The organism is Georgenia sp. EYE_87, from assembly GCF_023148685.1.
GTDB lineage: Bacteria > Actinomycetota > Actinomycetes > Actinomycetales > Actinomycetaceae > Georgenia.
Map to the genome: position 1 here is coordinate 149,751 of NZ_JAHXNL010000002.1, position 12,738 is coordinate 162,488.

General features: G+C 71.7%; 11 protein-coding genes. 8 read left to right on the forward strand and 3 right to left on the reverse strand.

Annotation, left to right across the window (positions count from 1 at the left end):
- Window positions 1–144: 144 nt before the first annotated feature.
- The 8 genes from mshD to pstB all read left to right on the forward strand — a co-directional run bounded on the left by mshD (window position 145) and on the right by pstB (window position 10,343).
- Entirely contained in the window at window positions 145–1,047 is a 903-nt protein-coding gene (gene mshD / locus KZX45_RS04065) for a mycothiol synthase (RefSeq protein WP_248256444.1), read from the forward strand.
- Window positions 1,048–1,373: 326 nt separating this feature from the next.
- Entirely contained in the window at window positions 1,374–3,596 is a 2,223-nt protein-coding gene (locus tag KZX45_RS04070; protein ID WP_374112553.1) for an RNA degradosome polyphosphate kinase, read from the forward strand.
- Complete coding sequence (locus tag KZX45_RS04075; protein WP_248256446.1) at window positions 3,593–4,561, forward strand: NUDIX hydrolase; 969 nt, start codon at window positions 3,593–3,595, stop codon at window positions 4,559–4,561. Before KZX45_RS04070 ends, KZX45_RS04075 begins: the two co-directional genes overlap by 4 nt.
- A 278-nt stretch (window positions 4,562–4,839) precedes the next feature.
- Window positions 4,840–5,970 (forward strand): phosphate ABC transporter substrate-binding protein PstS, encoded by a 1,131-nt coding sequence (gene pstS / locus KZX45_RS04080; RefSeq protein ID WP_248256447.1) that lies wholly within the window; start codon window positions 4,840–4,842, stop codon window positions 5,968–5,970.
- A 190-nt stretch (window positions 5,971–6,160) separates the two neighbouring features.
- Window positions 6,161–7,216 (forward strand): phosphate ABC transporter substrate-binding protein PstS, encoded by a 1,056-nt coding sequence (gene pstS / locus KZX45_RS04085; protein ID WP_248256448.1) that lies wholly within the window; start codon window positions 6,161–6,163, stop codon window positions 7,214–7,216.
- Window positions 7,217–7,443: 227 nt separating this feature from the next.
- Window positions 7,444–8,427: a phosphate ABC transporter permease subunit PstC gene (gene pstC, locus KZX45_RS04090; RefSeq protein ID WP_374112540.1), complete on the forward strand. Its 984-nt coding sequence runs from the start codon at window positions 7,444–7,446 to the stop codon at window positions 8,425–8,427.
- The gene (gene pstA, locus KZX45_RS04095; RefSeq protein WP_248256449.1) at window positions 8,427–9,473 is read left to right on the forward strand and encodes a phosphate ABC transporter permease PstA; all 1,047 of its coding nucleotides are present in this window, start codon (window positions 8,427–8,429) and stop codon (window positions 9,471–9,473) included. The genes pstC and pstA overlap by 1 nt, the downstream gene beginning before the upstream one ends.
- Window positions 9,474–9,563: 90 nt before the next feature.
- Window positions 9,564–10,343: a phosphate ABC transporter ATP-binding protein PstB gene (gene pstB / locus KZX45_RS04100; protein WP_248256450.1), complete on the forward strand. Its 780-nt coding sequence runs from the start codon at window positions 9,564–9,566 to the stop codon at window positions 10,341–10,343.
- 200 nt (window positions 10,344–10,543) lie between these two features.
- On the opposite strand, the gene KZX45_RS04105 is transcribed toward pstB, so the two are convergent.
- The 3 genes from KZX45_RS04105 to KZX45_RS04115 all read right to left on the reverse strand — a co-directional run bounded on the left by KZX45_RS04105 (window position 10,544) and on the right by KZX45_RS04115 (window position 12,731).
- A complete protein-coding gene (locus KZX45_RS04105; RefSeq protein WP_248256451.1) occupies window positions 10,544–10,948 on the reverse strand; it encodes a septum formation family protein in 405 nt (134 codons plus the stop codon).
- Between the two features lie 155 nt (window positions 10,949–11,103).
- Window positions 11,104–12,105, reverse strand: a complete 1,002-nt coding sequence (locus KZX45_RS04110; RefSeq protein ID WP_248256452.1) for an inorganic phosphate transporter — start codon at window positions 12,103–12,105, stop codon at window positions 11,104–11,106.
- 5 nt (window positions 12,106–12,110) lie between these two features.
- Entirely contained in the window at window positions 12,111–12,731 is a 621-nt protein-coding gene (locus KZX45_RS04115; RefSeq protein WP_248256453.1) for a DUF47 domain-containing protein, read from the reverse strand.
- Window positions 12,732–12,738: the final 7 nt, after the last annotated feature.

Here is a 12,738-nt window from a genome sequence, read left to right on the forward strand (position 1 = left end):
GCGGTGAGCAAGAGGTTCTGTGCCGAGAAAGCGTGTTTCAACGTTCTTGCTCGGCACGGGACCTCTTGCTCGGCGGAGCGGGCCTCGGCAGGCGGACGCGGACGAGCACGGCGGGCTCGATCCGGACGCGCGAAGATGGAGCGCATGGCACACGGAGACGTTACGGTCATCGGCTCGGACCACCTGGAGCGAGCGACGGTCGAGCAGGTGCTCGCCCTCGCTGACGCGGTCGCGGCGGCCGACGGCGTGGCGGCGCTGTCGGAACAGACGCTGCTCGACCTCCGCAGCCCCGTCCGGCCGGTGCGCCACCTGCTCGTCGACGGCGCGACCGCGCAGGGCGGCGGGGCGCTCGCCGGGTACGCGCAGGTCGACGCCGCCGGGGCGAGCGCCGAGCTGGCGGTCCATCCGGACCACCGCCGCAGCGGCCTCGGTCGGGCCCTCCTGGACGCCGTCCGGGCGCACGCGCCGGGCGTGGCGGTCTGGGCGCACGGCGACCTGCCGGGGGCCCGCGCCCTGGCCGCCGCGGCCGGCCTGGAACGCGTGCGCGAGCTGCTCCAGATGGCCCTGGACCTGCCCGAGTGGCGGCGTACCGGGGGCGGGGCGGCAGACGGCGCCCCGGAGATCCGCACGTTCCGGACAGGCGCGGACGAGGAGGCCTGGGTGCGGCTCAACGCCCGCGCCTTCGCCGACCACCCCGAGCAGGGCCGCATGAGCGTCGCGGACCTGCGTGCGCGCGAGGCGGAGGACTGGTTCGACCCCACCCTGCTGTGGCTCGTGCCCGCGCCGGACGGCGTCGAGGTCCTCGCGTCCATGTGGGTCAAGGTCGTCCCGGGCGAGGACTCCGGGGAGATCTACGCGCTCGGGGTCGACCCCGCCGCGCAGGGCCGCGGCCTCGGCTCGGCGCTCACCGTCCGCGCGCTGGACGAGATGTCGCGGCGCGGGCTGCGGCGCGCCACGCTGTACGTCGAGGGTGACAACACCGCGGCCCGCCGCACGTACGAGAGGGAAGGGTTCCGGTGCGTCGTCACCGACGTCCAGTACCGATGAGACGGCTGGGGGCAGGCCGGCCCGCCGCGGTCACCCGCCGGACACCTTCCGGTGTCACCATTTCATCCATGAGCAACACCGAGGAGATCGACGTGGACGACGAGCAGAGCCGGGACGACGCCCTGGTGGGCCGGAGCTCGACCGACCACCGCTCGGACGGCACGGCCGGCCCCGTCGGCGACGCGGTGCCGACGGGCGCCCCCGTCAGCGCCCTCGCCGCTCAGCTGGCCGACGAGGAAGTGCTAGACGGCCTGGAGGACGACGACGACGAGCTGGCGCGCCTCGAGGACGACGACGAGGACGAGCTCGCCGCCCAGGCGCGTGCCATGGCGCGGGTGCTCTCCGGCGTCTCGGCCTCCTCGGCGTCGCTGACCCGCCAGGTCGAGGAGGCCGAGGCGGAGGCCGCGCAGGAGGACCTCCCACCGTGGGAGGCCGACCTGCCCGAGGGGCGCTTCGCTGACCGTGAGCTCAGCTGGCTCGCGTTCAACGAGCGGGTCCTGGAGCAGGCGGAGGACCAGGACGTGCCGATCCTGGAGCGCGCATGGTTCCTGGCGATCTTCGCCTCCAACCTCGACGAGTTCTACATGGTCCGGGTGGCCGGCCTGAAGCGCCGCATCGCCACCGGCATGGCCGTGACGGCGGCCTCCGGGCTCTCGCCCCGCCAGGTGCTCGACGCGCTCTCCCACCGGGCCAAGGAGCTCGCCGACCGCCACGCGCGGGTCTTCGCCGAGGACGTCCAGCCCAAGCTCGCCGACGAGGGCATCCAGCTTCTCCACTGGGACGAGCTCAGCGAGAGCGAGCAGGAGCGCCTGCACAAGTTCTTCCGCAAGCAGATCTTCCCGGTGCTCACCCCGCTGGCCGTGGACCCGGCGCACCCGTTCCCCTACATCTCCGGGCTCTCGCTCAACCTGGCCGTGCTGGTGCGCAACCCCAACACCGGCAAGGAGCACTTCGCGCGGGTGAAGGTCCCCCCGCTGCTGCCGCGCTTCATCGCCGTCGACTCCGAGGGACGGCCCTACCGGCCCGAGGACGTCCCGGCCGACGCCGGCGGGCGCACGTCGTTCGTCCCGCTCGAGGAGATCATCGCCCACCACCTCGACACCCTCTTCCCCGGCATGGAGATCGTCGAGCACCACACCTTCCGCGTCACCCGCAACGAGGACGTCGAGGTCGAGGAGGACGACGCCGAGAACCTTCTCAAGGCGCTGGAGAAGGAGCTCATGCGGCGCCGCTTCGGGCCCGCCGTGCGCCTGGAGGTGGCCGAGGGCATCAGCCCGCACGTCCTCGACCTGCTCAAGCGCGAGCTCGGCGTGGTCGACCAGGAGGTCTTCCACCTGGCCGCGCCGCTGGACCTGACGGGCCTGAACGTCATCCACGACCTCGACCGCCCGGCCCTGAAGTACCCGAAGTTCGTGCCGGTGACGGCCCAGGGGCTCGCGGAGGTCGAGTCGGCCAGCCCGACCGACTTCTTCGCCGCGATCCGCGAGCGGGACATCCTCCTGCACCACCCGTACGACTCGTTCTCGACGTCGGTGCAGCAGTTCATCTCCCAGGCGGCGGCCGACCCGCGGGTGCTCGCCATCAAGCAGACCCTGTACCGCACCTCCGGCGACTCGCCGATCGTGGACGCCCTCATCGACGCCGCCAGGGCCGGCAAGCAGGTCCTCGCGATCGTCGAGATCAAGGCGCGGTTCGACGAGGCCGCGAACATCACCTGGGCGCGCAAGCTCGAGCAGGCGGGCGTGCACGTGGTGTACGGCATCGTCGGGCTCAAGACCCACGCCAAGCTCTGCCTCGTGGTCCGGCAGGAGCAGGAGGGGCTGCGCCGCTACTGCCACGTCGGCACCGGCAACTACCACCCCAAGACGGCCCGCGGCTACGAGGACCTCGGGCTGCTGACCTGCGACCGGGACGTCGGCCAGGACCTCACCCGGCTGTTCAACCAGCTCTCCGGCTACGCCCCGCGCACCCGGTTCCACCGGCTCCTCGTCGCGCCGCGGTCCGTCCGCAGCGGTCTGATCGAGCGCATCGAGCGGGAGATCGTCAACCACCGCGAGGGCCGGCCCGCGTGGGTGAAGTTCAAGATGAACTCCATCGTCGACGAGAAGATCATCGACGCGCTGTACCGGGCCAGCCAGGCCGGGGTGCCGGTCGACATCGTGGTCCGAGGCATCTGCGCCCTGCGCGCCGGCGTGCCCGGGCTGAGCGAGAACATCCGCGTCCGGTCCATCCTGGGGCGCTTCCTCGAGCACGCCCGCATCTTCGCCTTCGGCAACGGCGGCGATCCCGAGGTCTGGATCGGCTCCGCGGACCTCATGCACCGCAACCTCGACCGCCGCGTCGAGGCGCTGATCCGCATCGCAGACCAGGGGCAGATCGACTTCCTCGTCGAGCTCCTCGAGACGTCCATGGCCGACTCCACCTCAACCTGGCACCTGGAGCGGGACGGCTGGCACCGCGTGAGCCACGGGGAGGACGGCGAGCGGCTCGAGGACCTCCAGGAGATGCTCATGGCGCGGGCACGGCGTCGCGTGGTGGCCTCCCGGTGACGAGCCGGCCCGAGGTCCAGGCCGCCGGCGCGCTCGTGTGGCGGGTGCGCAACCGCAAGCTCGAGGTGCTCCTCGTCCATCGCCCCCGGTACGACGACTGGGCGTGGCCGAAGGGCAAGGTCGAGCCGGGGGAGACCGTGGTCGAGTGCGCGGCCCGCGAGGTCGCGGAGGAGACCGGGGTGCATGCCGCGCTCGGGCAGCCGCTGCCCACGGTGCGCCACCGCCTGGAGGACGGCCGTACCAAGGTCACGCACTACTGGGCGGCGCAGGAGCTGTACGAGGACTCGCAGAGCCGCAACGGCCGCGGGGACGTCGCGCCGGCCAGGCTCACCGAGATCGACGGCGTCCGCTGGATCGACGCCGGCCAGGCGTCGAAGGTGCTCACCTACCCCCACGACCGCGACCCGCTGTGGGCCCTGCTCGACCAGTGGAAGGACGAGCGCCTGCGGACCTGGACCATGATCGTGGTCCGGCATGCGCGCGCCCGGAAGCGCTCGGCGTGGAAAGGCGGGGAGGCGACCCGCCCGCTCACCCCGGCGGGCCAGGTCCAGGCCGCCAACCTCGTGCCGCTGCTGACGGCCTACGGGGTGGAGGAGGTCATGACCTCCCCCTGGGAGCGCTGCGCCGCTACCGTGCGGCCGTACCTGGAGGCCACCGGCATCGGTGCCGAGCTGCGGCCCGAGCTGACCGAGGCAGCGCACGAGAAGAAGTCGAAGCCGGTCAAGGAGCTCGTCCGCCGGGAGCTGACCACGCGGGACGTGCCGGTCGCCATCTGCACCCACCGACCGGTGCTCCCCACCGTGGTGGCCCAGATCGCGGAGCGGTCCCCGCACCGCATCATGAAGCAGGTCCCGGAGTCGGACCCGTGGCTGCGCACGGCGGAGATCCTCGTGGTCCACGTGGCGAAGCGGCCCGGGCGCAGCGCCGTCGTCGCGGCCCTCGAGAAGCACCGCGCGCGGTCCTGACGGCCGGCGGCCCTCCGCCGGACGGCGCGTCGGCGTCCCGACGGCGGGCCGGACGTCCCGACGGCGGTCCGGACGTCCCGACGGCGGGCCAGAGGCGCGCTCCGGGCCGCGCACCATTCCGGTCGCACTGCCCCCGATGACCGTTGCCGAACTGTGACGGAACGAACAACGCATGTTCACCCACCGTTCACCGTCCGACCGCACCGCGGACACCCTGCCTGCCTACGGTCAGAGCTGGTCGGGCGCCCTGGTTCCGGCCCACCGAGACAGAGGATGGAATGACCGTGAAGCTTGCAGGTAGCCGCCGTATGGCGGGAGTTGCCGCAATCAGCGCTCTGGCGATCACCCTTGCGGCCTGCGGGGGCAGCGAGGCCGACGAGGCCACCGAGGCCGGCGGCGAGGACACCGCCGCCGAGCTCTCCGGTACGCTGCCCGGAGCCGGCGCGTCGTCGCAGGAGAACGCGATGAACGGCTGGCTGGCCGGTTTCACCGAGCAGTACCCCGACGTGCAGGCCTCCTACGACCCGGTCGGGTCCGGCACCGGCCGCGAGCAGTTCATCAACGGCGCCACCCTCTTCGGTGGCACCGACTCCAAGTTCGACGAGGAGGAGCTGGCCGCCGGCGCCGAGCGCTGCTACGGCGGCGAGGTCGTCGAGCTGCCGCTGTACATCTCCCCGATCGCCGTGGCCTACAACCTGCCCGGCGTCGAGGCGGAGAACCTCAACCTCGAGCCGGAGACCCTCGCCGCGATCTTCAACGGCGACATCACCAGGTGGAACGACCCGGCGATCGCCGAGTCGAACCCCGACGTCGAGCTGCCCGACCTGGACATCGTCCCGGTCAACCGCTCCGACGACTCCGGCACCACGGAGAACTTCACCGAGTACCTCGCCGCCGCCGCGGGCGACGCCTGGCCGCACGAGGCCAGCGAGACCTGGCCGATCTCCGGCACCCAGTCCGGCGCCCAGACCTCCGGCGTCGTCTCGACGCTCCAGGCCGCCGAGGGCACCATCGCCTACCTCGACGCCTCCCAGGTGCCCGAGGGCTTCGGAACCGTGGCCGTCGGCGTGGGTGAGGAGTTCGTGCCGTTCTCCCCCGAGGCCGCCGCGGCCGTCGTCGACGCCTCCCCGGCCGCCGAGGACGCCACCGACCTGCGCCTGACCATCGACCTGGCCCGCGACACCGAGGAGTCGGGCGCCTACCCGATCGTCCTGGTCTCCTACACGATGGCCTGCTCCGTCTACGAGACCGAGCAGGACGCCGAGAACGTCAAGGCCCTGCTGACCTACATCGCCTCCGAGGAGGGCCAGCAGCGCGCGGCCGACCCGACGGTCGCTGGCTCCGCCCCGATCTCCGAGGACCTGCGCACCAAGGTCACCGCCGCGATCGAGCAGATCTCCGTCGCCTGACGCTGAGCGCCACCGCCACGGGCGGGGTCGTCCCGCCGGGGGAACCCGGTACGGCACGGCCCCGCCCGTCGTCGTGCCCGCCCCGGAAATGGTCCCGGCCCCTCCGTCCGCCTAGAGTGTGGCGCGGCACAGCGGGCGGACGTCAGGAGGGAACCAGGTGCGGGCACCATCTCGGAGGGCCGGGATCGCGGTGACCGCGTCCATCCTCGCTCTCTCCCTCGCGGCCTGCGGCTCCGACGACGTCGGATCGGGCCTGTCGGGCTCCCTCCCCGGGGCGGGCGCCTCCTCCCAGGAGGTCGCCATGACCGCGTGGCTCGCCGGGATGAACGACGCCCACCCGGGGGTGCTCGTCTCGTACGACCCCGTCGGGTCGGGCACCGGGCGGGAGATGTTCCTCAACAGCGCCATCCTCTTCGCCGGCTCCGACGCCGCGATGAGCGAGGAGGAGCTCGAGAAGGGACGGGACCGGTGCTTCGGCGGCGAGGTCGTCGAGCTGCCGCTGTACATCTCCCCGATCGCGGTGGCCTACAACCTCCCCGGTCTGGGCGCCGAGCACCTCAACCTCACGCCGGAGACGCTGGCCGGGATCTTCAACGGCGACATCACCACGTGGGACGACCCGGCCATCGTGGAGACGAACCCCGACGTAGAGCTGCCCGGCACGGAGATCGTCCCGGTGAACCGGTCCGACGACTCGGGCACGACGGAGAACTTCACGGAGTACCTCGCCGAGGCGGCCGGTGAGGCCTGGCCGCACGAGCCCGGGGAGACCTGGCCGATCTCCGGGACCCAGTCCGGCACCCAGACGTCGGGCGTCGTCACCACGATGCAGGCGGCGGAGGGGACCATCGGCTACGTCGACGCCGCCCAGGTCCCCGACGACCTCGGGACCGTCGCGGTCGGTGTGGGTGAGGAGTTCGTGCCGTTCTCCCCGGAGGCCGCGGCCGCCGTCGTCGACGTCTCACCTCCGGCGGAGGACGCGACGGACCTACGGCTGACCATCGACCTGGCCCGCGACACCTCGGAGTCGGGCACCTACCCGATCGTCCTCATCTCCTACACGATCGCCTGCTCGCGCTACGAGTCGGAGCAGGACGCGGAGAACGTCCGGGCCCTGCTGAGCTACATCGCCTCCGAGGAGGGGCAGACGCGGACGGCCGACCCCTCCGTGGCCGGCTCCGCCCCGATCTCGGAGGACCTGCGCAGCAGGGTCACCGCCGCGATCGACCAGATCACGGTCGCCTGAGGCGGGTCCGGGACCGTGCGACATACCGGATCGCGGACGCCTGTGAGGGAGACGACAGGCGCAGTTCACCGTCCGTTCACCTTGCGCCTGCCTCATGGACACCGGCTCTGCCTAAGGTGCAGGGCGTCGGCTGTCGTGCCCCCGCAGTCACCTGCGTCCCCCAGCGCAGGCGCCGACCCGGTCCTTTCGTACCGCTGACCCCCGAACCGCTACCACCCGGAGGACCCGTGGCAACCGTCACCACTCCTGACGCCCCGCCCGGGCGCGCCCCAGCCCCACGGCTGGGCGACGCGCCGGGCCGCCTGGGGAACAAGGTCTTCGCCGGCGTCTCCACCGGCGCCGGCATCACCATCCTCATCATCCTGGCAGCGGTGGCGGGCTTCCTCGTCCTGCGGTCGTGGCCAGCGATCACGGCCTCGCAGGAGGACTACGACACCGTCGGGTTCATGCAGGGGAAGGGCCTGTGGGCCTACATCGCCCCGCTGATCTTCGGCACCCTGCTCTCCTCGGTGATCGCGCTGATCATCGCCGTGCCGCTGAGCATCGCCATCGCTCTGTTCATCTCGCACTACGCGCCGCGCCGCGCCGCACAGGGACTGGGGTACCTGGTCGACCTGCTCGCCGCGATCCCGTCCGTGGTCTACGGCATGTGGGGCATGTCCTGGCTCGTCCCCCAGCTCCAGCCCTTCTTCGAGTGGCTGTCCGGCACCCTGGGGTTCATCCCGCTGTTCGCCGACTTCCAGGCGCCGGCGAAGAACGTCATGTCCGCCGGCATCGTGCTGGCCGTGATGATCCTGCCGATCATCACGGCGACCATCCGGGAGGTCTTCCTGCAGACCCCGCGCCTGCACGAGGAGGCCTCCCTGGCGCTGGGATCCACGCGCTGGGAGATGATCCGGATGGCCGTCTTCCCGTTCGGCCGCTCAGGCATCATCAGCGCCTCGATGCTTGGCCTCGGCCGCGCGCTCGGCGAGACGATGGCCGTCCTGATGATCCTGTCGCCCGGGTTCCTCATCAACTTCTACCTGCTCAGGCCCGGCCAGCACCAGTCGATCGCCGCGAACATCGCGAACCAGTTCCCGGAGGCCTCGGGCCTGGGCGCTGACGTGCTCATCGCGACCGGGCTCGCCCTCTTCGCCATCACCTTCGGCGTGAACCTGCTCGCCCGCTGGATCATCGCGCGCCGCGCCGAGTTCTCGGGAGCGAACTGATGACCATCACCACCGCCCCCACTCTCCAGCGCGCCGGCCGCCTGCCGCGGTGGGCGCCCTGGGCGATCCTCGCCGGCGCCTTCGCCGTCGCGTTCCTGTTCCTCGGCGTGACCTCGGAGCCGACGATCGCGTCCGTGGCGCTCGTCGGGGGAATCCTTTTCGTCGGGGCCACCTGGGCCGCGTCGCGCGCCGTCGAGGGCCCGCGCCGGGCCAAGGACCGCCTGGCCACGTCCCTCGTCACCGGGGCGTTCATCCTGGCGATGATCCCTCTCGTCTCGCTGGTGTGGATCGTCCTCGCCGAGGGTGCGTCCCTGATGAGCTGGGACTTCCTCACCACGGACATGACCGGCATCTTCGGCGACATGCGGGAGGGCGGCGCCCTCCACGCGATCATCGGCACCCTGTGGGTGACCGGCATCGCCTCGCTGATCTCGATCCCGCTGGGCATCTTCACCGCGATCTACCTCGTCGAGTACGGCAAGGGCCGCCTCGCGCGGGCGATCACGATCCTGGTGGACGTGATGACCGGCATCCCGTCGATCGTCGCCGGCCTCTTCGCCTTCGCCTTCTTCACGATCATCGTCGGGCCGGCCTACCGCTCCGCGTTCATGGGTGCCATCGCCCTCGCCGTCCTCATGACCCCCGTGGTCGTGCGCTCGGTCGAGGAGATGCTCCGGCTCGTCCCCAACGAGCTGCGAGAGGCGTCCTACGCGCTCGGCGTGCCGAAGTGGCTCACCGTGGTCAAGGTCGTGCTGCGCACCGCCATCGCGGGCATCACCACCGGCGTGATGATCGCCATCGCCCGGGTCATCGGCGAGACGGCCCCGCTGCTGATGACCACCGGCATCATCGCGACCACCAACAACGACCCGTTCGAGGGCCGCATGGCTACGCTCCCCGTGTTCGCCTACCGCCAGTACGCCCAGGGCGGCGTCGGCGTCGAGCGCGCCTGGGCGGCCGCGCTCACCCTGGTGGCCATCGTCATGCTGCTCAACCTCGTGGCCCGCCTCGTGAGCCGGTACTTCTCGCCGAAGGGCATCTCGTGACCCGGTCCGTCGCGCGCCGCTCCGCGCGCCACCCCCGCCCCCTCCGCCCCGCCAGCGCGGGCCGCGCCGCCGGCCCCGGAAGGAACCCCCATGTCTAAGCGCATCGACGTCAAGGACCTCAACGTCTACTACGGGGACTTCCTCGCGGTCGAGGGCGTCAACATGACCATCGAGCCCCGGTCCGTCACCGCGCTGATCGGCCCCTCGGGCTGCGGCAAGTCGACCTTCCTGCGCACGCTCAACCGCATGCACGAGGTCATCCCCGGCGCCCGCGTCGAGGGCGAGGCCCTCATGGACGGCCAGAACCTCTACGCCTCGGACGTCGACCCGGTGCAGGTGCGCCGCCAGGTGGGCATGGTCTTCCAGCGGCCGAACCCGTTCCCCACCATGTCCATCGCGGACAACGTGCTCGCCGGCGTCAAGCTGAACAACAACCGCATCAAGAAGTCCGACGCGGAGGCGCTGGTCGAGGAGTCGCTCCGGGGTGCCAACCTGTGGAACGAGGTGAAGGACCGCCTCGACCGGCCCGGCTCGTCCCTCTCCGGCGGCCAGCAGCAGCGGCTGTGCATCGCCCGCGCGATCGCGGTCAAGCCGCAGGTGCTCCTCATGGACGAGCCGTGCTCGGCCCTCGACCCGATCTCGACGCTCGCCATCGAGGACCTCATGGCCGAGCTGAAGGACGAGTACACGATCGTCATCGTGACCCACAACATGCAGCAGGCGGCCCGCGTCTCCGACCGCACCGGCTTCTTCAACATCGCCGGCACCGGCAAGCCCGGGCACCTCATCGAGATGGACGACACCGAGAAGATGTTCTCCTCGCCGTCCGTGAAGGACACCGAGGACTACATCTCCGGCCGCTTCGGGTGAGCCGGCACCGCTGACGACGACGGGGGCCTGCGGGCCCCCTTCGTCGTCGGCGACGGCCGTTCCCGCGCTCGCCCCGTGCTGTGCTCGCCGGGTCCCGGGCGTGCTGTGCTCGCCGGGGCCCGCCCGTGCTGTGCTCGCCGGGTCCCGACCGTGCTGTGCTCGTCGGGGCCCGCCCGTGCGTGGCTCGCCCGGTCCCGCTCTCAGCGGGCCGCGCCCTTCAGCGACTCGCTGACCGGCGTCTCCGAGAGCAGGATGCACAGCGAGGTGCGGTCGTCCGCCCGGTCCCACCCCTCCTCGGTGGGCGAGAGGGTGGAGAAGTAGATCTCCGACTCCGCGTACGGCACGCCCACGAACTTCTCGAACCGCGCCGTGCACTCCTTCTCCGCGAACTCCTCGATGGCGGCGCGGCCGGGGTAGTCGCCGTCGGTGTGACCGACCGCCGCGAAGACCTCGGCGTCGTGGGGCTCGGTGCACTCCTTGGTGTCCACCTGGGTCACCTCGGTGCCCTCGAGCTCCGACTGGTCGAGGCAGTCGCCCACCTCGAGCGCGATGACCTCCGCGCCCCGGGAGCACCCGGCCGAGAGGAGCAGGACCGCCGCAGCCACGGCTGGAACGGTGCGGGCGCGCATGGTGCTCCTCGGTGTGGTCGTTTCGCGACGGTGCGCACCACCACGCTAGCGCCGGACCGCGGTGACGGGCACGCGGAACCAGGCCCGCCCGCGCGTCTGCGGTGCGCACGGCGGCCGTCCGCGCCCGGCGGTCAGCGCACGAACGGGCTGATCAGCAGGTAGAGGCCGGCGGCGACGGCGGCCGAGGCGGGGATCGTCAGCACCCAGGCGACAGCGATGTTCCCGGCTACGGCCCAGCGCACGGCGGAGAGCCGCCTCGTGGCGCCCACGCCCATGATCGCGGACGTGATGGTGTGGGTGGTCGAGACGGGGGCGTGGAAGACGAAGGCCGCGACGTAGAGCACGGCGGAGGAGACGGACTCGGCGACGAACCCCCGGGCGGGGTCGAGCTGGATGACGCGCCGGCCGAGGGTGTGCATGATGCGCCAGCCGCCGGCGTAGGTACCCAGCGAGATGGCGGCCGCGGCGGCGAGCTTGACCCACAGCGGGATCTCGCTGCCCTCGTGCAGGCCGCCCGCGACGAGCGCCAGCACGATCACCCCCATCGTCTTCTGCGCGTCCTGGAGCCCGTGGCCCAGGGCCATCGCGGCCGCGGAGATGGTCTGGGACAGCTGGAAGCCGCGCAGGGTCCGCCGGTACGGGAACGAACGGACCGTCCACAGCGTGAGCACCATCACCGCGTACGCCAGCACGAAGCCGACGAGCGGCGAGAGCACCATCGGCAGGGCGACCAGGAGGCCGATCACCTCCCAGTGCACCGTCGCGGCGGCGGCCAGACCGGCACCGAGCAGCCCGCCGATCAGGGCGTGGGACGACGACGAGGGCAGCCCGAGCCACCAGGTCAGCAGATTCCACGCGATGGCGCCGACGAGCGCGGCGAGGACGACGCCGAGGCCGTCGGTGCCCTGCGGTGTCGTGATGATGCCGGAGCCGATGGTCTCGGCCACCCCGGTCCCCAGCATGGCCCCGAGCAGGTTCATCACCGCCGCCAGGACCACGGCCGTGTGCGGGGTGAGCGCGCGGGTGGTGACCGAGGTGGCGATGGAGTTGGCGGCGTCGTGGAAGCCGTTCGTGAAGTCGAAGACCAGCGCGACCGTCACGACCACCACCACGAGGAGGAGGACGGGATCCACCGGGCTCAGGACTCCTTGAGCGCGATGGTCTCGACGCTGTTCGCGAGCCGCTCGAAGGAGTCTGCGGCCTCCTCGAGGGCGTCGAGGACGCCCTTGAGCTTGATGACCTTGATCGGGTCCGTCTCCTCGTCGAACAGCTCGGCGACGAGCCGCCGGTAGGCACGGTCCGCCACGTGCTCCAGCCGGTCCACCTCGACCCAGTACTCGCGCAGGTCGGTCGTCGAGCGCAGCCGCGGCATCGCCTGGGCCGTCAGCTCGGCGCAGCGGCGCAGCACCCCGACCAGCTCGCCCACGCCGGTCGGCAGGACTCCCACCTTGTAGAGCACCATGAGGTCCCCGGCCTCGTCGATCGCGTCCATGCAGTCGTCGATCCCGCTGGCCAGGGAGTACATGTCGTCACGGTCGAACGGGGTCACGAACGTCTTGTTGAGGCGGCTGAGGAACGCCCGGGCGCTCTCGTCGGCCTCGTGCTCGACCTCGTGCAGGCGCTCGGCCAGCCGGACGCGCTGGGTGCGGTCGGCGCTGAGCATGCGCGTGAGCAGCTCGGCGCCCTCGACGAGGTGCCCGGCGCTCGTGGTGAGCAGCGCGAAGAAGGCGCCGTCCTGGGGGGTGAGCCGCAATCTCAACGAGACT

Excerpts from the sequence above, each read along its gene's own strand:
- pstA (WP_248256449.1), top strand. The coding sequence starts at position 8,427 with ATGACCATCACCACCGCCCCCACTCTCCAGCGCGCCGGCCGCCTGCCG.
- KZX45_RS04070 (WP_374112553.1), top strand. The coding sequence starts at position 1,374 with ATGGCGCGGGTGCTCTCCGGCGTCTCGGCCTCCTCGGCGTCGCTGACC.
- pstB (WP_248256450.1), top strand. The coding sequence starts at position 9,564 with ATGTCTAAGCGCATCGACGTCAAGGACCTCAACGTCTACTACGGGGAC.
- mshD (WP_248256444.1), top strand. The coding sequence starts at position 145 with ATGGCACACGGAGACGTTACGGTCATCGGCTCGGACCACCTGGAGCGA.
- pstS (WP_248256447.1), top strand. The coding sequence starts at position 4,840 with ATGACCGTGAAGCTTGCAGGTAGCCGCCGTATGGCGGGAGTTGCCGCA.